Origin of the sequence: Dechloromonas denitrificans, from assembly GCF_020510665.1 — a bacterium.
In the GTDB taxonomy this organism is placed as follows: Bacteria; Pseudomonadota; Gammaproteobacteria; order Burkholderiales; family Rhodocyclaceae; genus Azonexus; species Azonexus denitrificans_B.
In genome coordinates this window covers 1,470,116-1,495,955 of the sequence record NZ_CP075187.1, presented here as the reverse complement: position 1 = coordinate 1,495,955, position 25,840 = coordinate 1,470,116, and the positions used below count along the sequence as shown (strand labels likewise).

Below are 25,840 nucleotides of genomic sequence, written 5' to 3'. Positions count from 1 at the left end.
CGGCTTGAGCAAGCTCTATGAAATGCCCAGCCCGTTCGAAATCGAAACGGGCACGGTACTGATGCTGGAACCCAACTGGGCGCGCGCCGGCGAGTTGCGCGCCCAGTTGCTCGACGAAAGCTATCCCAAGCCCTTCGTTGTCGATAACGGCAAGTCGCGTTTCCTGTACTTCAACGTCCGCCTGATGCAGAGTGAAATGTCGCTCAAGGCGCCGAACGACCTGGCGTTGCGGTACACCCAGAAAATGATGGCATTTCTGCTTTTCCACCCACGCCCGAAACGCATCGTGCTGATCGGTCTGGGCGGTGGTTCGCTGATCAAATTCTGCTACCACCGCATGCCGGGCACGCAACTGACGGCCGTCGAACTGAACCCTGACGTGATCGCGCTGCGCGACGCCTTTTCGGTCCCGCCGGACGACGCGCGGCTGCAGATTCTTGAAGCCGATGGCGCAGAATTTATCGAAACGACGGAAAAAGGCATCGACGTGTTGCTAGTCGACGCTTTCGATAAGACCGGTTTCGCGCCCAGCCTGGCCAATCGTCAGTTTTTCGAAAATGCCTACGAGAAACTCGCCGGCAACGGCGTTCTGGTAATCAATCTGGCCGGCGAGAAGGAAACCTATGCCGGCCTGATCGGTGAGGCGATGCATGTCTTCGATGATCAGGTGATCGTCATTTCAGTACCGGAAGACGGCAACCACATGCTCTACGCCTTCAAGGAATACTGCTTCGAGCCGCGCTGGCGCTGGCTGCACAATTACGCCAAGGAACTGCGCGCCAAATTCGGCCTCGACTTCCCCGCCTTCGTCCAGAAAATGGAGCGTTCGACCAAACTCGGTCTGGCACGCCGGGAAGCGATTCACGGTCGCTAGACAGAAGGCTGCGTCGCCAGTTCGCTCAAAATCGCCTGCAGCAAATGCCAGCAACGGTCGACGGACTCAATCTCGACCGCCTCACCCGGCGCATGCGCTCCACGGATAGTCGGGCCGAAGGAAACGATATCCAGCCCCGGATACTTGGCGCCGACAATGCCGCATTCCAGTCCGGCGTGAATCACCTGAACACTTGATTCTGCCTTGTACTCGCGACGATAAACTGCCTGGCAGACAGCCAGCAGCGGCGATGCCGGATTGGGTGTCCAGCCGGGGTAATAACCGCTTTTTTCGGTCGATGTCGCGGTCAACGCAAACAAACTGGCAATTTCGTCGGCCAAGGCCAGGCTGGCCGTGTCGACCAGCGAACGAACCATGAAATTGCACTCGCCGCCCTCGGCACTCAGCGCCACCATCCCCAGATTGTTCGACGTTTCGACCACTCCCGGCACCTGCTGGCTCATCCTGCGTACACCATGCGGCGCCGCGTGCAGCGAACCCAGCCAGACAGCCTGCTCGGCCACAGGCATCACGACATCGAAACGAGCTGCCTGACGGGTCAGCGACAAGCCCGCTTCAACCCCCGACAGTTCTTCCCCCAGAACCTCTTGCAGACGAGCCAGGATGTCATCCAGGGCCATCTGCGCTTCCCGCGGCACGGCGATTAGTGCAAACGCTTCTCGCGGCAAGGCATTGCGCGCATTACCGCCCTGCAAGCCAGCCAGACGGAAAGGAATCTTGCCGGCGAGTTCGCACAATACGCGAACCAGCAACTTGATCGCATTACCGCGTTCTTCATGGATATTGACCCCGGAATGCCCACCGCGCAGGCCCCGCAAATCAATCCGGCAAGGCTCGTATCCTGCAGGCAAAGCTTCGGCCATGGCACGCCGTTCGACATTGACATCCAGGCCACCGGCACACCCCAGATAAAACTCGCCCCACACCTCGGTATCAAGATTGAGCATCAGGCTGCCCTGCAACAATTCGCTCGCCAAACCCCAGGCACCGCCCATGCCGGCTTCTTCATCGACCGTCAACAAAGCCTCGATCGGGCCATGCACCAGATCATCAGCCGCCAGAACGCCAAGAATGAGCGCCACGCCGATCCCATTGTCGGCCCCCAGGGTTGTCCCCTCCGCCTGCAACCAGCCGTCACGAATGACGGGAAGAATCGGATCACGGGAGAAATCGTGCGGCTTGTCCGCATTGTTCTGGCAAACCATATCAAGATGGGCCTGCAAGACCACGCCAGGCACCGCTTCACACCCTGCACTGGCCGCTTTGCGGATAATCAGGTTGCCAGCCTCGTCGACCGTGGCAACCAGTCCAAGGCTATTCGCCCACTGCTGAAGATACTCGCGCAACACGGCTTCATGCTTGGAGGCCCGGGGAATGGCACACAAGGTGGCAAAGTGGGACCAGACAGCAATCGGTTGCAAGCCGGAAAACACGGCAGCAGGGCTAAACGGGGACATGCAGTACTCCAAAGAAAAAACTCCCTGGCGTTTTTGGACGTTCGGGGAAATCAGGAAAAAAACGGCGGCAACGCTGACCTGCTGCACCCAATAAACAGAAAACGGTGCATTGCAGGGGATATGAAAATCAACTAACCTCCGACGACAAATGAATAAGGGAGCAAAACAATGAAACGGGCTTTGCTTACTGCAACAGCTATTACCATGTTCACAACAGGCTGCGCGACTGTAATTTCAGGCTCGACACAGACAGTCCAGATCAAGGCACCGGAAGGGGCGAAAATCGCAGTCCTTGACAACAATGGCCGGCCTGCAGCGTCAGGCGTCACTGAACTCACCGCTGATTTGCCAAGAGGTACGGGATATTGGCGGGCAGCCGGCTATCAGGTCAAGGTTTCTCAGCCGGGGTACAAAGCCAAGTCGGTCGACATCCTCCCCGCCTTCAATCCCTGGTACCTGCTGACTTTGACACCATACATCGGCATCATCGGGGGACTGATCGTCGACCCGCTGTCAGGTGCTTTTTACACCTTCGACAAAGATCGACTGGATATCACGCTTGATCCGGTCAGTAACAACGTTGAGCTTGCCAACCGGATATACGAAGCCGAACAGCAAGCCAAAACGTACCCGGTTTCACGCCATGACTACACCGCCAGGCAAGCAGCAAAGGCCGCAGGATGCCTCCCATTGGCGTCCCCGAAGGTCGACAACTACAACACCGCTTCTGAAAGACTTACGTTCCAGTGCATCGATGGCAAGAATCTAGCACTGACCTGCTCCGGCTATACCGGCTGTGTGACCGCCAGCCACTAGCGAACCGCAGCCCAAGGCTGCCAAACCGGAGGCAGAAATGAAAATGGCCCTCATTGCTGAGGGCCATTTGAATTCTTGGGGCGACTGATGGGGCTCGAACCCACGACAACCGGAATCACAATCCGGGACTCTACCAACTGAGCTACAGCCGCCGCTGCAGGAAGGCGCGCATTTTACGAAGGATTGGCGATCCTGTCTACACCTTATTTCGAATATTCTTCTATCAGCCTCAATCTGCATGCGCCTGATCGCACTTTGATCCACCGTGATAGAATTGACAGCTTTATTTTTCGGCTCTGTAGTCACAAGGAATTCTCATGGAAGCAACCACTGCACAAGCTAACGAACTCGAACGCCGCGTCGACCTCTCCATCGCTATCGCCGATGTCGAGAAAGAAATGGAACAGCGCATCAAGCGCATGAGCAAGAACATGAAGGTTCCCGGCTTCCGTCCGGGCAAGGTGCCGTTCAGCATCGCCAAGCAGCAGTACGGCGACCAGGCTCGCCACGAAATTCTTTCCGAGCACCTGGATCGCGTTTTCGGTGAAACCGTAACCGCCCAGAAAATGCGCGTTGCCGGTTACCCGCGCATCGAGCCGAAGGCTACCGAAAGCACCACCGCTCTCGAATTCACCGCCATTTTCGAGGTTTATCCGGAATTCACCCCGGGCGACCTGTCGACCGCGGAAATCGAACGTCCGGTTCTCGAAGTCGGCGCCACCGAAATCGAGCAGACGCTGGACATCCTGCGCAAGCAGCGCGTCACCTACGTTGATGCCGACCGCGCCGCCGCCAAGGAAGACCGCGTCGTGATCGATTTCCTCGGCAAGAAGGACGGTGAGCCGTTCCAGGGCGGCCAGGCAACCGACTATCCGTTCGTTCTGGGCCAGGGCCAGATGCTGCCGGACTTCGAGAACGCCGTTGAAGGCACCAAGGTTGGCGAAACCAAGACGTTCGATCTGGCTTTCCCGGAAGATTATTTTGCCAAGGACCTGGCCGGCCAGACCGTTCAGTTCGAAATCACTGTCAAGCAGGTTCAGGCGCCGACGCTGCCGGAACTCGATGCCGAGTTCGCAACCGGCATGGGCATTGCCGACGGCGATGTGGCCAAGATGAAGGCTGAAATCGAAGCCAACCTGAAGCGTGAAGTGAAGCGCCGCATCGAAGCCAAGACCAAGGATCAGGTCATGGAAGCCCTGCTCACGGCCAACCCGATCACCGTACCGACCTCCCTGGTCGACATGGAAATCCAGCGCCTGATGCAAGCAGCCCGCCAGGACATGGAACAACGCGGCATGAAGAACAAGGATTTCCCGATCCAGCCGGAATGGTTTGCTGACCAGGCCAAGCGCCGCGTCACGCTCGGCCTGATCCTGGCTGAAGTGGTCAAGTCCGAAAAGCTGCAGGCCACCCCGGAACAGGTTCGCGCCATGGTCGAAGAAACCGCCCAGAGCTACGAGCATCCGGAAGAAGTCATCCGCTGGTACTACGCCCAACCGCAGCGTCTCGGCGATGTCGAAGGCGTAGCCATCGAAAACAACGTTGTCGCCTGGGTTCTGGAAAAAGCCAAGGTTACCGACAAGGCTGCCGTTTTTGATGAACTGATGGGTCAGAAGCAGTAATCTGACTGCCTGCCGCTCCGGCGGCAGGCATCTCCCATGCACAACGCAACAAAGCAACGAACAAGGGCTGACATGAATATCGACAACGCAAGCAACTGGGATCCGCAGGCACTCGGCCTCGTCCCGATGGTGGTTGAACAGAGCGGACGCGGCGAACGTGCGTACGACATCTATTCGCGCCTGCTGAAGGAGCGCGTGATTTTCCTGGTTGGTCCGGTCAACGATGCCAGCGCCAATCTGGTTGTCGCCCAATTGCTGTTCCTTGAAGCCGAAAATCCGGACAAGGACATTTATTTCTACATCAACTCACCGGGCGGCTCGGTTACTGCCGGCATGTCGATCTACGACACCATGCAGTTCATCAAACCGGACGTCTCAACCCTGTGCATCGGCCAGGCATGTTCGATGGGCGCCTTCCTGCTCAACGCTGGCGCCAAGGGCAAGCGCTTCGCGCTCCCCAACTCGCGCGTGATGATCCATCAGCCACTCGGTGGCTTCCAGGGCCAGGCCTCGGACATTGCCATCCACGCCAAGGAAATTCTTTCCATCCGCGACCGTTTGAACCGGATCATGGCCGAACACAGCGGTCAACCGCTCGAACGGATCGAAAAGGATACCGACCGCGACAATTTCCTTTCTGCCGAAGACGCTGCAGAATATGGATTGATCGACAAAGTTTTGACCCGCCGCGAAGCGGCTTAATGATTAGAGGTTCAGATGTCTAAAGGCGGCCAGGAAAAACTGCTCTACTGCTCCTTCTGCGGCAAAAGCCAGCACGAAGTCAAAAAGCTCATCGCCGGCCCGTCGGTGTTCATCTGTGACGAGTGCATTGCACTCTGCAACGATATCATCCGTGACGAGTTGCCCGAAGAAGCCGCCAAGGCAGGTCGTTCAGACCTGCCGACGCCGCGTGAAATCTGCTCGATTCTCGACCAGTATGTGATCGGCCAGGAAGTTGCCAAGCGCATTCTTGCTGTGGCTGTATACAACCATTACAAACGCCTTCGCCACACGGCAGCCCATGCCGGCGAAGTCGAACTCTCGAAGAGCAACATCCTGCTCGTCGGCCCGACCGGCTCCGGCAAGACATTGCTCGCCCAGACACTCGCACGCCTGCTCAACGTTCCTTTCGTGATGGCCGACGCTACCACACTGACCGAAGCAGGCTACGTTGGCGAAGACGTCGAAAACATTATCCAGAAGCTGCTGCAAAAGTGCGATTACGACATCGAAAAAGCACAGCAAGGCATCGTGTACATCGACGAAATCGACAAGATTTCCCGCAAGTCCGACAACCCATCAATCACCCGCGACGTTTCGGGCGAAGGCGTTCAACAGGCGCTGCTCAAGCTGATTGAAGGCACTGTTGCCTCGATTCCGCCACAAGGTGGTCGCAAGCATCCGAACCAGGATTTCGTTCAGGTCGACACAACCAACATCCTGTTCATTTGCGGTGGCGCATTTGCCGGCCTCGAAAAAATCATTCTCAACCGCTCTGAACGCGGCGGCATCGGTTTCGGTGCCGAAGTAAAAAGCAAGGATGACAAGAAGGCTGTCGGCCAGGTTTTGCTTGATGCCGAACCGGAAGACTTGATCAAGTTCGGTCTCATCCCCGAACTGATCGGCCGCCTGCCCGTCGTCGCCACACTGCAGGAACTCGAAGAGCCGGCACTGATCCAGATTCTCACCGAACCCAAGAACGCACTGGTCAAGCAATACCAGAAGCTGTTCGGCATGGAAGACGTGGAACTCGAAATCCGCCCGGGCGCCCTTTCTGCCATCGCCAAGAAGGCGCTGCAAAGAAAGACTGGCGCACGCGGCCTGCGTTCGATCATCGAACACGCCCTGCTTGATACCATGTACGAACTTCCCGGCATGGAGAATGTCGAAAAGGTCGTCATCGATGAGAACATGATCTCCGGCGACACCCCGCCGCTGCTCATTTACGCCGATCAGCCAAAGGTTTCCGGCTCTAACTGAGCCGGGACTTGAATTGCGGTTTCCCGCCCCCACGTAGGGGGCACATACCTATTTCAAAGGCATCGTAATGTCGAACCCCAACTCGCTCACGGAAACCGTCGAACTGCCGCTGCTGCCACTGCGCGATGTCGTCGTTTTTCCGCATATGGTCATCCCTCTTTTCGTCGGCCGCCCCAAGTCGATCAAGGCCCTCGAAATGGCCATGGAAAGCGGCAAGAACATCCTGCTGGTAGCCCAGAAATCTGCCGCCAAGGATGAACCCGAACCCGAAGACCTGTACCGCATTGGCTGCTTGGCCAACATCCTGCAGATGCTCAAACTGCCGGACGGCACCGTCAAGGTGCTGGTCGAAGGCACGCAGCGCGCCCGCGTCGAAGCCATCGAAGTGCAATCTTCGGTCTTCATCGCAACGGCCGCCCCGCTGCCCCAACCCGGCGTCGAAGACCACGAAATCGAGGCGATGCGCCGCGCCGTGGTTGCCCAGTTTGACCAGTTCGTCAAACTGAACAAGAAAATCCCACCGGAAGTGTTGTCTTCCATCGCCGGGATCGAGGATGCCGGCCGCCTGGCCGACACCATCGCCGCCCACCTGCCGCTCAAGCTCGAGCAAAAGCAGGAAGTACTGGAAATGGACAGCATTCGCGAGCGCATCGACCGCCTGCTGTCGCAACTCGAATCCGAAATCGACATCCTGCAGGTTGAAAAGCGTATCCGTGGCCGCGTCAAGCGCCAGATGGAGAAGAGCCAGCGCGAGTACTACCTGAACGAACAGGTCAAGGCAATCCAGAAGGAACTCGGCGAAGGCGAAGAAGGTGCCGACCTCGAAGAACTGGACAAAAAGATCAAGGCTGCCGGCATGAGCAAGGAAGGCCTGGCCAAGGCACAGGGCGAGCTGAAAAAGCTGCGCCTGATGTCGCCAATGTCGGCCGAGGCTACCGTTGTCCGCAACTTTATCGAAACCCTGATCGGCTTGCCGTGGCGCAAGAAAACGCGCATCAGCAAGGATTTGCGCGAAGCCGAGAAGGTGCTTGATGCCGACCATTTTGGTCTGGACAAGGTCAAGGAACGCATTCTCGAATACCTCGCAGTGCAGCAGCGCGTTGACAAGGTCAAGGCCCCCATCCTCTGCCTCGTCGGCCCTCCCGGCGTCGGCAAGACCTCGCTGGGTCAGTCGATTGCCAAGGCAACGAACCGCAAGTTCGTTCGCATGGCACTCGGTGGCGTACGTGATGAGGCCGAGATTCGCGGCCACCGGCGTACCTATATCGGTTCGATGCCGGGCAAGATTCTGCAAAGCCTGACCAAGGTTGGCGTACGCAATCCGCTCTTCCTGCTCGATGAAGTGGACAAGCTCGGCCAGGATTTCCGTGGCGACCCCTCCTCCGCCCTGCTCGAAGTGCTCGACCCGGAACAGAACAACACCTTCCAGGATCATTACGTCGAGGTCGATTTTGATCTCTCCGACGTCATGTTCGTGGCAACCGCCAATACGATGAATATTCCGGCTCCGCTGCTCGACCGGATGGAAGTCATTCGCCTCTCCGGCTACACGGAAGACGAGAAGGTCAATATCGCCATGCGCTATCTGCTGCCCAAGCAGATGAAGAACAATGGTGTGAAGGTTTCTGAGTTGACCGTGGCAGACACGGCTGTCCGCGACATCGTCCGTTACTACACCCGCGAAGCCGGCGTGCGTGCCCTTGAGCGTGAAATCTCAAAGATTTGCCGCAAAGTGGTCAAGACCTTGCTGCTCAAGAAGCGGGACAGCAAAATGGTCGTGAATGCGAAGAATCTCGACAAATTTCTCGGGGTGCATCGCTACTCCTTCGGCATGGCCGAGAAGGAAAACCAGGTTGGCCAGGTTACCGGCCTGGCCTGGACCGAGGTTGGCGGCGAACTGCTCACCATCGAATGCGCCAACATGCCCGGCAAGGGCAACATCCTGCGTACCGGTTCGCTCGGCGACGTGATGAAGGAATCGGTCGAAGCAGCCCGCTCCGTCGTTCGCGCCCGCGCCCGTCGGCTGGGTATCAAGGATGAAACTTTCGAAAAGACGGATATCCATATTCACGTCCCCGAAGGCGCCACCCCGAAGGATGGCCCTTCAGCCGGCATTGCAATGACTACGGCGCTGGTCTCTTCTTACACGGGCATTCCGGTTCGCTGCGATGTTTGCATGACGGGTGAAATCACTTTGCGTGGCGAAGTACTGGCCATTGGCGGCTTGAAAGAAAAGCTTCTTGCAGCGATTCGTGGCGGCGTCAAAGTTGCCCTGATTCCGGAAGAGAACGCCAAAGATCTCACCGAGATGCCTGAAAACATCAAGAACAAGATCGAAATCATTCCTGTCAAATGGATCGATCAAGTACTTGAACGGGCGCTGGAACGGATGCCGGACGCACTCCCCGAACCGTCGGCCGAAGATGCCGCAGTGAAGGCTGCAAGCGAACCTGCCGCAGCAAAGGCTCTCCTTACTCATTGATTTACAAGGAATGCATGCTGTCACAATGGCGACAGCATGCTGCCAGCCTACATACCGAGCCGGAAATCCGGCGAAAATCCGCTTGACACAAGGATTTCGCCAGAGATATAAATCCGTCCTCACTAAAATTCTGCTGTTTAAATTCATCCACCTAGGGGACCTAAATGAACAAGACTGAACTGATCGATCAAATCGCTGCATCCGCTGACATTTCCAAGGCTGCTGCCGGCCGCGCTCTCGACGCCACCGTCGAAGCCGTCAAGGCTGCCCTGAAGGCCGGCGACACCGTCAGCCTGATTGGCTTCGGTACGTTCTACGTCGGCGAACGCGCCGCCCGCACCGGTCGCAACCCGCGCACCGGCAAGACCCTTGAAATCAAGGCCGCCAAGTCGCCGAAATTCCGCGCTGGCAAGGGCCTGAAAGACGCCATCAACTAATATGTTGATGAGCGTGACGCTCATACACTAGTGCGCAGCCCTTACGGGTAATGCCGGCATGTATGGCACGCCAGAAATAACATCAACCCCGCTCCCGCAGCGGGGTTTTTGTTGAGACAATAGCAATATGCTCAATATCTCAAACTGTGAAGATCAGGACAAGACGGGTGCAGCACTGAAAGCCCAGCGCTTCCAGATGCTTGAAGATATTGCCGCCGAACTGGGCGGGGAAGTCATCTTTCCAACGCACTTTGATGCAGTACTTCGCTTGCGCAAGGTCCTGCAAGACCCCAACCAGACGATTGGCAGTATCGCCGCCGTTGTCTCCCTGGAACCGCTGATCAGCGCCAAACTTCTGCATTTAGCCAACTCGGTAGCGTTAAATCCGGAAGGTCGGGAAGTATTCGATATCAAGTCAGCCATCGCACGACTTGGCATAAACACAGTCAGAACAGCTGCCATGTCGATCGTCATGCATCAGTTGTTACGGGCCAAGGGTATGGCCGAGTTCACCGAGATTACCCGCCTGCTCTGGGATCACTCGATTCAGACCGCTGCGGCCGCTCGCATCATTGCTCGGCACACGACGAAGCTGAATCCTGACGAGGCCATGTTGGCCGGCCTGATACATGATCTGGGTGCGTTTTACATGCTGTACCGGGCCACTCAATATGAAGAGTTGCGGCATCGCCCGGAAAGCGTCAAATACCTGATCATCCAATGGCATGAAAGCATTGGCGTTTCACTCCTCAATGCTCTTGGCATCCCGCAGGAAATTGTCCTGGCGACAGAAGACCACGATCAGGTTCGCCCCCTCCCCACCCCCATCCGCACACTGACTGACGTACTCTACGTTGCCAATATGCTGGCCGGCGGCCACTTTGAATGGTTGATGCAGGAGCAGGCAGAGGACAGCCCGGAACTCATCCTCCTGCGTGAGACATACGGCCACCTTCAGCCGGAAATTGATGCCCTGGCGGCTGAAATGCGCTCAGGGATAGCCTGATCCGCTTACTCCTTGCGTCCGTAGCCTGTCTTGACCTGAGTCGAAGCCAGCACACCCCGCAAAATATTGACCTCATCCTTTTCAAGACGGACTCGTCCAAACAAGCGACGAATCTTTGGCATCAGCCGCCCGGGCTGCAAAGGATTGTAGAAACCCGTGGTGGTCATGACTGATTCAAGATGGCCAAAAAACCCTTCAACCTCATCATTGGTTGCAACCGGCGAGGCAAAAGGCGTAACACCTTGGGGGACCGCGGGTGGTTTCTCGGCAAAAGCACTCATCCGACACTCATAGCAGAGCACTTGAACGGCAGATCCCAGATTCAGCGAACTAAAATCCGGATTGGTCGGAATTGTCACGGCAGCCTGGCAGTGAAATATTTCATCGTTGGTCAGGCCCATCGTTTCATTGCCAAAGACCAGCGCGACGTCGCCCTCCCCAGCCTCTTGCAGCAAGCGTGCAACTGTTTCACGCGGCGCCCCGATACTCGGCCCCAAATCACGCTGGCGAGCCGAGAGCGCCACGGCAAAGACCGTTCCGACCAGAGCCTCGCTCAGTGTTTCGGTGATTTTGGCTGTCTGCAGGACGTCGACCGCGCCAGTGGCCCGAGTATCTGCCTCTGGGTCAGGAAACTGCTTTGGTGCCACCAGATACAAATTCGAAAGCCCCATTGTTTTCATGGCGCGGGCTGCAGCGCCGATATTGCCAGGATGACTCGGGCGACACAGCACGACTCTGATACGCGAAAGCAGCAGTTCGGGGTTCATAGTGTAAAATTCAGTCTTTCAAATATAAATCGGGTGGCTCTGGCCGCCCGTTAGCTCTTTAAGCCCATGCATCCAGCCCTTAATATTGCCGTCAAGGCCGCGCGTCGCGCCGGCCAGATCATCAACCGCGCTTCCAATGACCTGGATTTACTCAAGGTCACAGCCAAGCAGCCGAACGATTTCGTCACCGAAGTCGACAAGGCTGCGGAAGCTGCGATCATCGAAATCCTGCAGGAAGCCTATCCGAGCTACGGCATTCTAGCAGAGGAGTCCGGCCAGTCTGCCGGCAAGGGCGGCGATGAATCGGAATACCAGTGGATCATCGATCCGCTTGATGGCACAACCAATTTCATCCACGGTTTGCCGCAATATGCAGTTTCGATTGCCCTGGCCAAAGGCAACGTGGTTGAACAAGCCGTTGTTTTCGATCCGAACCGTAATGAACTGTTTACGGCCAGCAAGGGCGCTGGCGCCTTCCTCAATGAGCGCCGGATTCGTGTTTCGAAGCGACTCAAGCTCCAGGATGCACTGATCGGCACAGGTTTCCCCTACCGTTCATTCGAGCACATCGACACCTACATCGCCATCTTCAAGGATCTTTGCCAGAAAACAGCCGGCCAGCGCCGTCCGGGTGCAGCATCGCTCGACCTGGCCAACGTCGCCTGCGGTCGCTACGATGGCTTCTGGGAATTCGGCCTGTCCCCCTGGGACATGGCTGCCGGCGCACTGCTCATCTCCGAAGCAGGTGGCTTGGTCAGCGATCTGCGGGGAGATGCCAACTATCTGGACACTGGCAACCTTATTGCAGGCACACCGAAAGTATTCGCCCCACTGCTTAACCTGATCCAGGAAAAACTACCAGCCTCTGTGCGCGGCTGAGTTTTACCTGACCCGTCCTAATCTAGGTTGACACCTGTTGCGACGGATTGGCCAGCTTAATTGCTGGCCTTCAAAGACGCCCGATGAACCTCATCGGGCGTCTTCAATTGTAGCGAGAAATGCGGTCTCTCCTGGTTGTAGATGGCGATGGATTGACTGACCATGCGGCGTGCCTGATCGAGATCGTCGGGCTGCTGGAGTAGAAACTCCTGCTTGAGAATGCCATTAACCCGCTCTGCCAAGGCGTTCTGATAGCAATCATAGCCGTCCGTCATTGAGCAGATCACCCCGTGTTTCTGATGAATAGCTTGGTACTCATTAGCGCAGTATTGGACTCCACGGTCTGAATGATGGATCAGCAGCCCATTTCCCTGACGCCCCTTTAACGCCATCTTCAAAGCCTGGCTTACCTCAGTCGTGTGCAGGCGGTCATGGACGTGGTAACCCACAATCTTGCGTGAATAGGCATCGGTAATCAGACTCAGATAGGCACAGCGCTCACGGGTAGGCAAATAGGTGATATCGGCAACCCAAACCTGCTCGCTCGCCTCGGCGCTAACCTGATCCGGTCCCGCTTTCAGCAAATTGGGATGGCGCCGGAAATGGTGGTGGCTGTCGGTCGTCTTGTGATACGCCCGCTTGGTTGGCACCAACAGGCGATTCCAACGCAACAGATCGAACAAGGCATCGCCCTTCGGCCGCTAGCGTCGGGCCAAGCAGGTGATGTAGCTTGCGCGTCCCCAGTCTGGGCTGATGCAAGCGCTTGGCCTTTACCAACTCAAGAACCCGTTCGTACTTGACCTCATCGTGCACTCGACGCTGCTGCCACTGGTAATGTGCCTGCCGGCTGATGCCCATATAGCGGCAAGCCCTCGATACACTCAGTCCTTCGACGGACTTTTGCGCGAGGACTTGCCCACAGGCTTTTTTACCACGCGAACTCCATAGTCCTTCTTCAAAACGTCAATGACCGCTTCGAAGAATTGGGATTTCTCTCGGGCTTCCTTGAGTTGGACTTCCAGCTCCTTGATCCGCTGTTCCGGCGTCTGGCCCTGGCTGCTCGCTGATGTTCGGGTTGGCTCACTCATGCGGCCGTATGATGCCATCGGCCCCCAGTTCTGGCGACCATGCTTGCGTAACCAAACCAAGACCGTCGATCTGCCCTGGATACCGTAACGCTGCTGGGCTTGCTTGTAGCTCAGTTCGCCTTTTTCTACCTGCTCAACAACGGCCCGTTTAAAAGCCAGCGTGTAGTCTCGCTGTGTCCTCTTAACCCCTGACTCCATCTGACTGCCCCTTTCGTTCTAGAAAAGGTGTCAACTTCATTCAGGACGGGTCAACCTCCCCAAAAAAGCGTCCCGCGGGACTAATGCAGTTCAGTTAAGGCTCTTTTAGGTGACGAACGGCGTAACGAGCCGGTCTGGCTTTGACGACACGGGGGCATTTTCGCCCCCGTCGTTTTTCCACGATAGCCATCTGCAACTGCAAACGCAGGCGCGCCAGATGGGACGGCAGTTTCCCCGGACTCATTCCCGCCGCCCAGATCAGTTCGTGCTGGATGATGTGCAGTGCGCGCAGGAAGCTCAGATCGGTCGGAGCGACGCGCGCTTCAGTGGCCGCCTTGGCGATTTCAAGTCTGATCAGGTTGTAGGCAATTAAGGCCCCCCAGATTTCCTGATTGACCCCTTCGGGCAAACGCGAGCGCAAGGTCAGCGCTTCGCCCAGCATCGATTGCTTGAGCTCGCGGTAGCTGGTTTCAATTTCCCAGCGCCGGCGATAGCAGTCCGCCAGATCCTGCGCTTTGATGCGGCGGCGATCGAACAATGAGGTCAGCAGTACCCGGCTTTGACCATTGGCCGACTCGACTCGAATGGCACGGGCCTCCCAGGCCTCGGGCAGATCAGGGACCTTGACGCGCGCTTGAGGAGATATACGCAAACGAACCCGACAATCCTCGGGCGTTCCCGACAGGACTTCGTATTGCGTGTTGGACTTGGCGGGGATCAGGTAATGCCGCTCGGTGCCCGCAGCACTCAAGCCCAACAATATTTCCGCAGAAACAAAGCCCTTGTCGAAGACGGTCAGGGAATGGTCCTCGATCCGACCGATCAGCGCCTTGGCGTAAAGCATTTCGTTCTGGCCGTATTGGCCAAACTCGATGGCCGAGACCAGATGGGTGGGCAGTGCCGTCAGGCTGACGGCACGCACCTGAGGATAGGAGGCCACTTTGCCGCTGGCGTAGCGTTGGGCACCAAAGAATTCGCGGTTCTCGGGGCTGTCCGGCACCCGAAAGGTGGTGCCATCGACCGCCCATAGCGAAAGTCCCTTCCACTGATTCGCGACCTTCTCCTGTGCGCACCAGGCTTGGGCCGTTTGCTCGAACAACCATTGCAGCGGGGCTTGGCCAAGGCGAGCCCGCGCCTGCGTGATCGCACTCTTGCAGACCGCCTCGATTCGGGTGTCGGGCAAGGCCAGATCCAGGGTGCTGAGTACTTCTTCCATCGACTGGCGACGAAACAACGCCAGGGCGATCACCAGCCAGACCACTTGCTCCGCCGGCAAACGACGGCGGCGAACACTCGCCACCCCATGCGCGCTGAGCGCCTGCTCAATCCACTCATACGGCAAATGAGCCGCCAGACGATCGAATCCGATCGTCGGCATGACATCTGTCGTAATGGAGAGCTGGCTGGACAACATCGTTCGCCACGTTAACCATTCGGCGAACTGTCCACAAGCCCCAAAATGAAAAATGCCGCTCACCTAAGTGAACGGCATTAGTCCCGCGGGACGCTTTTTTATTACCCACAACAACCATCACCACGCAACTCAGTCCTTGAATGCCTTGTGGCAATCGCGACAGGTTTCGTGCACAGACTCGTAAGCCTGGGTCACCAATTTCACATCTCCGCCATCGGTCGCTTTCAGCAGTCGATCCGAAGCCTCAAAAAAAGCCTGGCGCTTGGTCTCGAACAATGCCGGCTCAGCCCAGACTCGATCCTTCGCATGGCTCGGTGGATAATTGGTATCGGGGCCGAAATGCTGCCATGGCAGATCCCTCACTGCGACCAACTCCTTGGCATGGACAGAAAACTGGGCAGCGTCATATTGACCTTTACGCAACTTGACCCCCATCGGTTCGAAAGCACGCAGCATTTTTGCAAAAGCAGCCCGCCTGCTTGCCACCGGTTTACCGGGACGGTTATCTTCCGGCTCACCGCACGCCGCGACAAACAGCAGAGCCAGCACAAACATCACAATATTTTTATGGCGCATCAGGCTACCCATTCGATCAGAGGGTGCGATTATCAACCAAAAACAGATCGACACTGTTAGCACTTTCACAGGAAACCAAGCCTCGTGCTATGTTACGAGTGCATCAACTCAGTGATCTGCCCCGGAAATGCCAACCAAAAAACAACTCATTGATATCATTAAAATTCAGACCGAAATTGTGAAACTCGGTCTGGATGTCGGCCAGGTCATGTCGCTGGTCGTTGAAAAAACGGCCAAACTGCTCGGCGTTGACGGTGCCGCCGTCGAACTGGTCGATGGCGATGAAATGGTCTATGAAGCCGCAGCGGGCATTGCCACCCCGCAGATAGGCTTGCGCCTGAAACGCAACGCAAGCATCTCAGGGCTCTGTATCGAGAAGCAAAGCCCTCTGATTTGCCACGACTCGGAAACCGACCCCAGAGTCAGCCGCGAAGCCTGCAGGCAAGTGGGCTTACGCTCTTTACTGGTGATGCCGCTGATTCACTGCGGCGAAGCAGTCGGTGTCCTGAAAGCAATGTCCGCCAAGCGCAACAGCTTTTCCGAAGAGGATGTGGTCTTACTCGGATTGTTGGCCGAATTGATTGCCGCATCGATGTACTTTGCTGCCTTGTACGATGAAAACGAGCTATTTCACAAGGCCACGCACGATTCAATGACCGGCCTGGCAAATCGCGGCCTGTTCATCGACCACCTGCGCAACGCCATTGCACGCAGCAGACGTGATGGACACGCCTCCGGTGTTTTGATGATTGACATGAACTCGCTCAAGAAAATCAATGACCAGTACGGCCACCGATCCGGAGATGCCGTTCTGATCGAATTTGCAAAACGCATCCAATCCTGCGCCCGCACTTCCGATACCGTGGCACGACTGGGCGGCGACGAATTTGGCGTCGTCCTGACGTCAGTTGAGTCTGAAGAAAAACTGGATATGGCGATCGGTCGGTTTTATCACGAGATCAGAAAAGAGCCGTTCGAGTTCAATGGGCGGCAATACGACCTGAGTGCCAGCATCGGAGCCGCCTATATCCCCAAGGAAGGAAACGACGCACTGGAACTGCTTGAACTGGCCGACCAACGCATGTACTCGGTAAAACAGAAGCACTATGCAAACTCGTTGAATCGGTAAGCAGCAAATGAAAAACGGCCCAGAAGGGCCGTTTTTCATTTGTCTTGGCGGAGCAGGCGGGATTCGAACCCGCGGTGGGCTATTAACCCACACACGCTTTCCAGGCGTGCGACTTAAACCACTCATCCACCGCTCCAAGAGGCGCGCATTGTAGCAGGAGTTTGGATTTGGTCAAATGAATTTTCGCAAAATGGCCAAGCCAAGCCAGATTGCGAATAAAACCAGGAAGCAGAAAGCAGCGACCAGGGGCTCACTCAGCGCCCGGGGCAGGAATATCCGGGCCACTTTTCTGGGTGCTGCAGTCAACAGCGAAAATAGTCGGTAAATTGGATTCCCCCCTCGCTGATGCCCCAGCAACGCATACATGGCAGCCTGTGCCAGCAAGCACAGGCCCAGCATCTCGCTAATGGCCCTGGCGGCCGAGAGCAGGAAAAGCAGGCTACTCGTCATCAATCCCGAATTCGCGCTCCAGGCGACGCATCTGGCGGTTGTAGAACCAGATGATCAGGAGGTAGATGAAAATCACCCCTTGCGCCCCCATATAGAAGCCCAGAGGAAAACCGAACAGTGAAAACTCGTTGAGCTCCCGGGCAAACCAGCTGGCGCCGAACGTAACGACAATCCAGACGAACAGCAAAGCGAATGTCAGGCGTCGTGTCTTGAGCCAGTAAGCTCCATCGGGATGCTTCAACGCCCACTCCTCTGTTCGGTTCGCCGAATACCCTTGAGGAACGCGGAAGCGCTATCGCCGGAGGGGGTCAGCAAGCTGACCAGAATGATGGTAATGAATCCGGCGACGACGCCAAAAACACCGGCCGAAGTCGACTGGATATACAGCCACGGCTCCATGTGCAGATTGGAAATCCCCAACCAGGGAATTTCGTTGAACTCAACCCGAACGATGTAATAAAGCGTTAGCAAGGTGCCAAGCACCATCCCGGCCAAGGCACCGATCCGAGTTGCCCCTTTCCAGAAAATACCGAGGACGAGTGCAGGGAAAAATGCAGAACCGGCAATCGAGAAAGCCCAGGCCACCATCGAGACGATCGTTCCTGGCTTTTGTGCTGCAACCGTAGCTGCCAGCACGGCCACGACGAGCAGCAGGGACTTCGAGATGACCAGACGCAGCTGGGTCGATGCATCCGGCCGGACGATGCGGTAATAGACGTCGTGCGACAGTGCGCCGGTAATGGTCAGCAGCAAGCCATCGGCCGTCGACAATGCAGCGGCCAGCGCACCGGCGGCAACCAGGCCCGATACCACGTAAGGCATGCCGGCAATTTCCGGGGTCGCCAGTACGATCACATCGGGATTCATCGACAGTTCGGCCAACTGGAGAATGCCGTCGCCGTTGATATCCTCAATGCTGACCAGGCCGACCTTGCTCCAGGCCGCAACCCAGCCGGGCAATTTGGTCAGCGGAATTTCGGCCAGATGGCTGAACACTTCGAACTTGGCAAAAACGGCGTAAGCCGGGGCGGTAATGTAAAGCAGCAAGATGAAGAGGAGCGACCAGAAAACAGACTCGCGCGCTTGCCGCACGGTCGGTGTCGTGTAATAGCGCATCAGGATATGGGGCAAGGCCGCCGTGCCGATTGTCAGGCAAAAGATGAGAGCCATGAAATTGAGCCGCATGGCCATCTGTTCGGCATCGTTTTCCCCCGGAAAAGCCTCGGCATGATGCGTCGGCATCTTGCTGCGGTCGACGGCCGAAAACATCGCATTTTCCCACTGCGAACGCGCCTGATCCGGATCATGCGGCAAATCACGGCGCAGACGCTCAACCGCGACGATATCCTTCATCTGCGCATCGCTGGCTTTCAGACGATTGATCTCGGCCGAGAACTTCTCCCGTTCAAGCGTCAATGATTGCGGCAATTGCATGATTTTTTGAGCGTAGAGATCGGCCCGTTCGCGATAAAGGTTGCGCACCTCGATTTCCGCCGGCGTATTGAACAGGCGATGCTCAAGGCGGGTAACCTCCTGCAGCACTTGTCCGTAAACCAGTTGCGGCACCGGGTTGCCGGTGACGTTGTAGGAAAGGATGGCTACCGGGGTGATGTAAGCGATGATCAAAATGACGTACTGGGCGACTTGCGTCCAGGTCACCGCCTTCATGCCGCCCAGAAACGAACAAACCAGGATGCCAGCCAGGCCGAGAAAAACCCCGATTTCGAATTGCAGGCTGACAAACCGGCTGGTGATTACCCCGACCCCATAGATCTGCGCCACGACGTACACAAAAGAGGCCAGAATGGCCGCGCCCACGGCGACGAGACGAATTGCATTACCGCCGTAGCGAGCCCCGAGAAAATCGGGAATGGTGTATTCGCCGAAACGTCGCAAATACGGCGCCAGCAACAACGCAACCAGCACGAATCCGCCGGTCCAGCCGATCACGAAGGCCAGCCCCTGGTGCCCCGACAGATAAAGTGTGCCGGCCAGCCCCATGAACGAAGCCGCACTCATCCAGTCGGCACCGGTCGCCATGCCATTGAAAAAAGCCGGCACCCGGCGACCCGCGACGTAATACTCGGAAACATCCGATGTCCGGCTCATGATGCCGATTGCGGCATAGAGAAAGATGGTGAAAAACAGGAAGGCGTAGCCGATCCAGCGCGGTGGCATGCCGTGCTGCTCAAGCACGGCCAGGACACCGATAAACAACAGGAACCCCCCTGTGTAACTCAGGTAGTAACGTTGCAACCGGGTCATCTGGCCGAACATTCGGCGGCTAATGGGTACGACGCAGGAAACTGCTGGCGCGCGACTCTTCGACCAGGCGCAACGCCGTGTCGATATCCTTGTCTGCCGCCCGAACGAGCAGCATCTGGAAGAGACGTGCCAGCATCAGGGTGTTGTCCATCGCATCGCGCCGTCCGACCCCGGAGGCAAAGCCAAAGGCATCGAGCCACTGATCGAGCGGCATGATGCTGTGGCTCTTTTCGGCAAACATCGCCGGCAGCAACCAGGCCATATCGACCCATTGCGGCTGGAAATCGACGCCCAGGCGCTCCTTGAACAACTGCTGGAGGAAGCCACCGACGTAGGAAACATGGTAAGTAACCAGCGGCGCCTTGGCGGCAAATTGCAAAAAAGCCATCAACTGCCGGTCGACCGCAGCGCCCTGCTCCAGCCCCTCATCCGTCGCCGCCTGATGCTGCTCCAGGCTGGCCAGATCGATAAACAAGGAATCCTCAGGCACGATCACCCCCTGCCGCACACAGGTTGCCGCAATGCTCAGGAGCCGGTCGCTTTCCGGCTTGGTGCCGCTGGTCACGATATCGATGACGATATAGCGCGTATGAAAATGCACCTCGTCGAGTTCGGGCGGCTTGCTGGCTCGCCACTTTTCAAGCGAAAGACGAACATCTTCCGGCAAATGTTCGAGCGAACCAGCCTTGAAAAGAAATTTCTTGAGGCTGATCATGCTCAATTCACCTGGTAATCGAGTTTCAAGCGCGTCTGAAGCTTGCGGGCCTGGCGGAAGGATTCCTTGAGGATGCGTCGATCCAGCTCGTTCAAGCTATCCGGATTGATCAGGTTATCACCCTGGGTGCCCGGCTCGCCTTCGAGATACTGGTGCTGCAGGCGCAGCAACTGGATGAAGTCGAGACCTTCCAGCACGGCATTGATCTCATCGTCGCGAATCGACAGGCGCTTGGAAGCCAGGCGCAGACGCTGAATCGAATTGGTGTTGTGCACGCCGGCAGCCAGTGCGTAAATCCGGGCGACATCGACAAAGATCCGCGAACCATATTTCTTCAGATCGATCTTGCCCGGCTGCCCCGGCTCCAGATCGGTCAGGAAATCACGCAGCTTGCCGAGCGGCGGCTCGACATCGAGCGCATTCTTGGCCATGGCGCGCAGGAACATCGGACTGCTTGCCGTCTGGACCAGCAAGTGCACGCGCATCGATTCGGCCAGCGCACTCTGGCCGTAAAGCGGCCGGAAATCGAAAAAGATCGTCGCATTGAGCAAGGCATCCGGATGCGGCATGCGCACCCAGTCGCTGAACTGCCCCTTCCATTCATTGAGCGACAGGCACCACTGCGGGTTGCTGGCCATGATGTTGCCCTTGCACAGCGGGAAACCGCAGCGATCAAGGTCGTTGTTCACATCCCGGGCGAACGCCAGAAAACGCTGTTTCAGCGCGTCGACCGCGTCAGCATCGGGCGGATCGAAAACGATGCCGTTATCCTGGTCGGTGCTGAAAGTTTGCTCGTCACGCCCTTCGGAACCAAACGCCAGCCAGGCCCATTCGATACCATCGAAATTATGGTTACCAAGATTGAGCTGGATGACGCGACGGGTCAGCGCATCGTTGAGCGCCGAAATAAATTGGGTCAATTGCTCGGCCCCCACCCCCTGCGCCAGCATGTTGAAGGCCAACTGACGCACATCGGCGGCCGATTGCTGCAAGCTTGTAACATCGGGCGCGCCATCGATCGACTGGCGAATCTGGCGCAGGCCGACGCGCTGCAGCGCAAAGAGATCGCGCTCGGAAACAACGCCGGTCAGCTTGCCTTCGGCATCCGTCACCAGCACATGGCGAATCCCGTGCGTTGCCATGGCCAGCATCGCATCGTAGGCCGTGGCATGTTCTTCAAGCATGAATGGCGTGACCGACATGACCTGGCTGATCGGTGCTTCGAGCGGCACATTGGCCAGCACGACACGATCCAGCAAATCTGTGCGGGTAAACACACCAACCGGTTTGCTGTCCGCATCGGCAATCACCAACGAACCGATACCCGCCTGCGACATCGTCTCCAGCGCAGTACGCAAGGCCGTGTCGGGCGGTACGGTAATCGGGGAACGCGAACCAATGCCGGCCAGCGGCGAGTTGAGCGTTTGTTGCTCGTTGGCCCGCTGGGCAAATTGCAGTTGCAACTGCTGGCGCGACTGATCGAGCAAGCTGGCGATATAACGCGTACAGAACAGGTTGAACTCGGGGCTGGTCTGCATCAGCTGCATGAAAAACTCGGCCGGCAACTGGTAGCAGAAAGTATCTTCCAGCGCCGTATAGGTATTGGTCGACGGGCGCCCTGCCGTCACCGCGCCGATCGGAAAACTTTCCCCGGCTTGCAGGCTGAGAATGGAATATTCCGTGACGGTCACCTCGCCGGCCTGGCGCGCCTGCACTTGACCGGACTCGATCAGGTAAAAGTAACGGACATTGCCGGCATCCGGGCCGACAATCTCGCTGCCCGCCGGATAAAACGCCAGTTGCGCCTGATCGGCAAACAATTGCAGCGCGGCACTGCCCATTTTGCTGAATGGCGCATGATTCTTGAGGAAGGCCAGGGTATTCCCGGCGACGCGACGGCGTCCTTCCTGACGCAAATTGGCTTCAACCTGGCCAACGGCCACTTGTTCGTCTGCTTGCTGCGTTCTCACGGCAACCTCAATTCTTATTAGAGTGCATAGTTTAACTTGAGACGCTGCTGCAGGCGGCGCGCCAGCTTGAGCGACTCACGCAGGATGGCCCGGTCCATTTCATGCAGGCTTGCCGGCTTCAGGCCATAACCGACAACCTTGCCGCCTGCCGCATCGGCTGCTTGCTGCTGCAAGCGCAGGCGTAAAACATGCGAAAAAGCGGCGTCGACCGCAGCAATCTCGTCTTCGAGCAAACCGGCGGCCGGCCCTGCCCGACGCAGGCGCTCCGCACTATTCACCGAGCGTTCGCCGCAAGCCAGCGCAAAAATTCGCGCGGCATCGACAAAAATCCGGCTGCCGAATTTTTTCAAATCAACCTCGCCGTGTTCCTCAAGCGCCACTTCACCGCGAAAATTGAGCGGCACTTCGGCATGCAAGGCATTGGCCGCCATCAGGTGAAGAAACGCCGGCGTATCGACAGTCAGCGAGAGTAATAACGTCCGCAACGATTCACCCAGCTCAAGCGTGCCGCAGAGCGGTCGCAAGTCGAAGAAGATACTGGCGTTGAGCAAGGCGGCCGGATCGGGGCGGCGTACCCAGTCGATGAACTTCTCGCGCCATTCATCCAGCGACAGACACCAGGCCGGATTGCCGGCCATGATTCTCCCGGGACAAAGCAGAAAGCCGCATTCGGCCAGCCGCTGATTGACTGCCTCGGCGAACGGCAGGAAAAGCTCGCGCAAGGCATCTGCCTCTTGCTGGCTGGTGGCATTGAAGATCAGACCGTTGTCCTGATCGGTCAGGAAAGTCTGCTCCTGTCGCCCCTCCGAACCGAGCGCCAGCCAGCACCACTCGACCGGCGGCAAACGGTGCCGGCCGGCGGTCAAGGCAACAACTTTCGCGGTCAACCGGTCATTCAGGCACGAAATGATGCGCGTCAGTTGCGTGCCGCCGGCACTGCTTGCCGCCAGGGCCGAGGACAGCCGTCGCACCTCGCCGGCCAGCCCAGCCGCCTTGGAAATATCGTCGAGCAGGGCCAGATCACGATCAAGGCGCGTCAATTGCTGGCAAGGCAACCACTGTTCGAAAACGTCTTTCACCTCAGTATTTGATCCGGGCAAAGTAGGTTTTCTCGGAGGCTTCGAGCGCCTGGCGCACCGTCACGATACCTTTCTGTTCCAGCAGCGGCACCAGCTTGAGGAAGACCTGCCCGGTTGCCAGCGCATCTTCGAGTGCGTTGTGACGCGTCTCGATGTGAATGCCGAGACGTTCAAGAATCACATCCAGCTTGTGCGATTCCTGATTCGGATGCACGACGGCTGAAAGCAGCAGCGTATCCAGCACCGGTTGCGAGAAACGCAGGCCGGTACGTTCCTCCTTGAGTTGCAGGAAGCGCATGTCGAAGGCGGCATTGTGGGCAATCAGCACGGTATCTTCGCAAAACTCGTGGAAGGCCGGCAGTACACCATCAATAGTCGGCTTGCCGCGCACCATGTCCTCGGTGATGCCGTGAATCGGAATTCCTTCCGGACGCAGCGGGCGCTCCGGATCAATGATCTGGTCGAAATTCTCCTGGCGCAGCAGACGATTATTGACGATCCGCGCCGCACCGATCTGAATGATTTCATCGCCATTCGACGGTTCCAGCCCGGTCGTTTCGGTATCGAAAACGGTATAGGTCAGCTCGCTCAGCTTGCGGTCGAGATCGACCGTCTTGTCCTGAAAGTTGAACAGATCGAAATCGTAATATTCAGGCCGCCCAGAACCGCGCTTGCGCTCATCCTCTTCAAGCCCGGCCTCAGGAATGGCAACCGGCAGCACGAAACGGAAGAAAGCCCGATGTGCGGCCTTTTCCCGCTGATACCAGATTTCCCCGCCATGCCGGTCGATCATGTCGCGCAGCGACAACGGCGAGGTCTCGTCACCCACCTGCATCGACTCCATTTCCCAGGTATAGAAAGTCTCGGACGACATGGCCGGGCCGGCCCAGATCAGGTCGAGGTAAGCCAGTTTTCCCTCGGATGAAAGGCGGAAGCGCAGTTCGCGCGGCTCGTAGTGATCCTGCAACTTGGAGGCCAGCGAAAGCAGTGCGAAAACCAGCGAAAAACTGTCGGCCTTGATCCAGAGCGCATCATCAAGCTCTTCCGTCTTGATCGGCAATTTGAGTTTGTCTTCGATCCGTCGCTGAGCTGCGGCAATGATGTCGATACCGAGAATATCTTCGAGCGGCCAGCGGGTTTTCATCGAATCGGAGAACTCGGCCATGGTCAGATCAAGCCGCTGACTCATCTTGGCCGCCTCATCGTCGACGACCCGGACAAAGCGTTCGCGCAACTCGGTTTCCATGTCAGGATAGTCGATCATATTGGTCACCGCGGCACGAATGCTGCCAAGCGCCGAACGACTGCCTTCGGTCAGCGAATGCAGGGCCTGATCGCGCCGTGCTTCCTGCTCCATGCTGCGGGTAATGTTCTCGACCGTCAGCACGTAACCGGACATACCGGGTTCGCCCTCGCTTGCCGATGCGGCAAGCACGGGAACCATCTGGACGCGCAGCAACTGGCCGCCGCGCGTTGTGGTGATGAAATTGGCCATCGCCGTCTTGCCGCCGTGCAAGCGCTGGCTGATGACTTCCTGGGCATGTTCGACCTGGTTCTTTTCGAGAATCGAGAAAATCGAGCGACCGAGACCGATCAACGCACCGCCGGCAACCGATGTCGGCCCTTGGGCCAGTGCCTTGAATTGCAGGCGAGCCCGGTTGTTGTAGAGCAGGATGCGACCATCGAGATTGCACACAACGACGGCTTGCGCCAGTTCGGACATCAAGGCGGCGAGACGGTTTTTCTCCTCCTCGACCGAAGCTTTGGCACGCGAAATCTGGGCGTCGACGTCATCCATCAATTCGTCGCGCTGCTGCGCCAGGTCATTGGCGGCGTGAGCCAACTGCTGGACTTCCGGCGGCCCCTCCGGCGTGACGCGAAAATTGCGATTCGCGCCGAGCATCAGGCGCAGCGTTTCGGCCATGCGCAACAGACCCTCGACGTATTGCTTGAACAGCCTGTGCAGGACCAGCACGCCCAGCACGAATCCGAAGAGCGTCATCACGGTACCAACCGGCAGGCGGGAAAGCAGCAGGTTGGTCAGCAACTCCCGCTCGGCATCTTTCATGTCGAGCCAGACCAGCAAGGAAGTGACGACAAACGGCCCGGTCATCAACAACCCGAGCACGACGACAGCAGCGATAAAACGGTGTTTAGCCTTCATGACAGCCAATCCGGAAAATATTCGTCGGAATTTCGGCCTGTTCCGGTGGTCGACCGGCGCAGGGCAACTCAGGCGGTGCCGAGCATGCTCTTGACGCGCGCCACCAGATCCTTGGTCGAAAATGGTTTGGTGACATAGGCATCGGCGCCGATGGCCAGCCCCTTGGCGACTTCGGTGTCACGCCCCTTGGCCGTCAACATGACAATTTGCAGGGCGGCGTGGGCCGGGTCGGCGCGCAAGGCCTCGCACACTTCGAACCCGGATTTTTTCGGCATCATGACATCGAGCAAAATCAGATCCGGCGCAAAACTGGCTACCTTGCCCAGCGCTTCATCGCCATCACCGGCGACCGCTACCTCGAAACCTTCCTTTTTCATCAGGAATTCGAGCGAAATGACAATATTGGGTTCGTCGTCAACGATAAGGATTTTTTTAGGCATGCGTTTTGTCT

The 25,840-nt window shown here is 57.4% G+C and carries 21 protein-coding genes, 2 tRNA genes and 1 pseudogene; 10 read left to right on the top strand and 14 right to left on the bottom strand.

The genetic code is table 11. The features are described 5' to 3' along the window. Positions 1 to 4: 4 nt before the first annotated feature. Entirely contained in the window at positions 5 to 874 is an 870-nt protein-coding gene (locus KI614_RS06895) for a spermidine synthase-like protein (protein WP_226408797.1), read from the top strand. Here the strand turns inward: KI614_RS06895 and KI614_RS06890 are convergent. Further along, a complete protein-coding gene (locus KI614_RS06890) occupies positions 871 to 2,352 on the bottom strand; it encodes an aminoacyl-histidine dipeptidase (RefSeq protein WP_226408795.1) in 1,482 nt (493 codons plus the stop codon). The genes KI614_RS06895 and KI614_RS06890 overlap by 4 nt on opposite strands. Positions 2,353 to 2,520: 168 nt before the next feature. Here KI614_RS06890 and KI614_RS06885 point away from each other — a divergent pair, with 168 nt between their 5' ends. Next, on the top strand, positions 2,521 to 3,168 hold the full coding sequence (locus KI614_RS06885) for a hypothetical protein (protein ID WP_226408793.1): 648 nt from the start codon (positions 2,521 to 2,523) through the stop codon (positions 3,166 to 3,168). Between the two features lie 76 nt (positions 3,169 to 3,244). Here the strand turns inward: KI614_RS06885 and KI614_RS06880 are convergent. Further along, positions 3,245 to 3,320 (bottom strand) — tRNA-His (locus KI614_RS06880). Between the two features lie 165 nt (positions 3,321 to 3,485). Here KI614_RS06880 and tig point away from each other — a divergent pair. The 6 genes from tig to KI614_RS06850 all read left to right on the top strand — a co-directional run bounded on the left by tig (position 3,486) and on the right by KI614_RS06850 (position 10,695). Beyond that, on the top strand, positions 3,486 to 4,790 hold the full coding sequence (gene tig / locus KI614_RS06875) for a trigger factor (protein WP_203466297.1): 1,305 nt from the start codon (positions 3,486 to 3,488) through the stop codon (positions 4,788 to 4,790). 72 nt (positions 4,791 to 4,862) lie between these two features. Next, on the top strand, positions 4,863 to 5,492 hold the full coding sequence (gene clpP, locus KI614_RS06870; RefSeq protein ID WP_203466296.1) for an ATP-dependent Clp endopeptidase proteolytic subunit ClpP: 630 nt from the start codon (positions 4,863 to 4,865) through the stop codon (positions 5,490 to 5,492). A 15-nt stretch (positions 5,493 to 5,507) separates the two neighbouring features. Then, positions 5,508 to 6,770, top strand: coding sequence for an ATP-dependent Clp protease ATP-binding subunit ClpX (clpX, locus tag KI614_RS06865; protein WP_203466295.1), 1,263 nt, complete (start codon positions 5,508 to 5,510; stop codon positions 6,768 to 6,770). Positions 6,771 to 6,837: 67 nt separating this feature from the next. Further along, positions 6,838 to 9,252 (top strand): endopeptidase La, encoded by a 2,415-nt coding sequence (gene lon / locus KI614_RS06860; RefSeq protein ID WP_226408791.1) that lies wholly within the window; start codon positions 6,838 to 6,840, stop codon positions 9,250 to 9,252. Positions 9,253 to 9,416: 164 nt separating this feature from the next. Next, complete coding sequence (locus KI614_RS06855) at positions 9,417 to 9,689, top strand: HU family DNA-binding protein (protein WP_203466293.1); 273 nt, start codon at positions 9,417 to 9,419, stop codon at positions 9,687 to 9,689. Between the two features lie 127 nt (positions 9,690 to 9,816). Then, positions 9,817 to 10,695, top strand: coding sequence for an HDOD domain-containing protein (locus KI614_RS06850; RefSeq protein ID WP_226408789.1), 879 nt, complete (start codon positions 9,817 to 9,819; stop codon positions 10,693 to 10,695). Between the two features lie 5 nt (positions 10,696 to 10,700). Here KI614_RS06850 and KI614_RS06845 read toward each other — a convergent pair whose 3' ends face one another. Then, positions 10,701 to 11,462, bottom strand: coding sequence for an RNA methyltransferase (locus KI614_RS06845; protein WP_226408787.1), 762 nt, complete (start codon positions 11,460 to 11,462; stop codon positions 10,701 to 10,703). 66 nt (positions 11,463 to 11,528) lie between these two features. Between KI614_RS06845 and KI614_RS06840 the strand changes: the two genes are divergently transcribed. Beyond that, positions 11,529 to 12,341 (top strand): inositol monophosphatase family protein, encoded by an 813-nt coding sequence (locus tag KI614_RS06840; protein ID WP_226408785.1) that lies wholly within the window; start codon positions 11,529 to 11,531, stop codon positions 12,339 to 12,341. Between the two features lie 56 nt (positions 12,342 to 12,397). Here the strand turns inward: KI614_RS06840 and KI614_RS06835 are convergent. The 3 genes and pseudogenes from KI614_RS06835 to KI614_RS06825 all read right to left on the bottom strand — a co-directional run bounded on the left by KI614_RS06835 (position 12,398) and on the right by KI614_RS06825 (position 15,617). Continuing rightward, positions 12,398 to 13,627, bottom strand: a pseudogene (locus tag KI614_RS06835) (IS3 family transposase). A gap of 94 nt (positions 13,628 to 13,721) precedes the next feature. Continuing rightward, positions 13,722 to 15,041 carry an IS4 family transposase gene (locus KI614_RS06830; RefSeq protein ID WP_226405073.1) on the bottom strand — a complete coding sequence of 440 codons (1,320 nt, stop codon included), beginning with the start codon at positions 15,039 to 15,041 and terminating at the stop codon, positions 13,722 to 13,724. 129 nt (positions 15,042 to 15,170) lie between these two features. Next, on the bottom strand, positions 15,171 to 15,617 hold the full coding sequence (locus tag KI614_RS06825) for a c-type cytochrome (RefSeq protein WP_226408783.1): 447 nt from the start codon (positions 15,615 to 15,617) through the stop codon (positions 15,171 to 15,173). Between the two features lie 178 nt (positions 15,618 to 15,795). Between KI614_RS06825 and KI614_RS06820 the strand changes: the two genes are divergently transcribed. Beyond that, positions 15,796 to 16,746 carry a diguanylate cyclase domain-containing protein gene (locus KI614_RS06820; RefSeq protein WP_226408781.1) on the top strand — a complete coding sequence of 317 codons (951 nt, stop codon included), beginning with the start codon at positions 15,796 to 15,798 and terminating at the stop codon, positions 16,744 to 16,746. A 45-nt stretch (positions 16,747 to 16,791) separates the two neighbouring features. Here KI614_RS06820 and KI614_RS06815 read toward each other — a convergent pair. From KI614_RS06815 to KI614_RS06780, 8 genes are all read right to left on the bottom strand, one after another. Beyond that, positions 16,792 to 16,882: transfer RNA gene (locus tag KI614_RS06815), tRNA-Ser, on the bottom strand. 303 nt (positions 16,883 to 17,185) lie between these two features. Continuing rightward, positions 17,186 to 17,437: a DUF4212 domain-containing protein gene (locus KI614_RS06810; protein WP_226408779.1), complete on the bottom strand. Its 252-nt coding sequence runs from the start codon at positions 17,435 to 17,437 to the stop codon at positions 17,186 to 17,188. After that, complete coding sequence (locus KI614_RS06805) at positions 17,434 to 19,461, bottom strand: sodium:solute symporter family protein (protein ID WP_226408777.1); 2,028 nt, start codon at positions 19,459 to 19,461, stop codon at positions 17,434 to 17,436. Before KI614_RS06805 ends, KI614_RS06810 begins: the two co-directional genes overlap by 4 nt. A 19-nt stretch (positions 19,462 to 19,480) precedes the next feature. After that, a complete protein-coding gene (locus KI614_RS06800) occupies positions 19,481 to 20,176 on the bottom strand; it encodes a PolC-type DNA polymerase III (RefSeq protein ID WP_226408775.1) in 696 nt (231 codons plus the stop codon). Positions 20,177 to 20,178: 2 nt separating this feature from the next. Next, the gene (locus KI614_RS06795) at positions 20,179 to 22,119 is read right to left on the bottom strand and encodes a DUF294 nucleotidyltransferase-like domain-containing protein (RefSeq protein WP_413464196.1); all 1,941 of its coding nucleotides are present in this window, start codon (positions 22,117 to 22,119) and stop codon (positions 20,179 to 20,181) included. A gap of 44 nt (positions 22,120 to 22,163) precedes the next feature. Continuing rightward, positions 22,164 to 23,225: a DUF294 nucleotidyltransferase-like domain-containing protein gene (locus tag KI614_RS06790; RefSeq protein ID WP_226408773.1), complete on the bottom strand. Its 1,062-nt coding sequence runs from the start codon at positions 23,223 to 23,225 to the stop codon at positions 22,164 to 22,166. Between the two features lies 1 nt (position 23,226). Beyond that, entirely contained in the window at positions 23,227 to 25,389 is a 2,163-nt protein-coding gene (locus KI614_RS06785) for an exonuclease domain-containing protein (RefSeq protein WP_226408771.1), read from the bottom strand. Positions 25,390 to 25,457: 68 nt separating this feature from the next. Further along, positions 25,458 to 25,829 (bottom strand): response regulator transcription factor, encoded by a 372-nt coding sequence (locus tag KI614_RS06780; RefSeq protein WP_203466283.1) that lies wholly within the window; start codon positions 25,827 to 25,829, stop codon positions 25,458 to 25,460. Between the last annotated feature and the right edge of the window lie 11 nt (positions 25,830 to 25,840).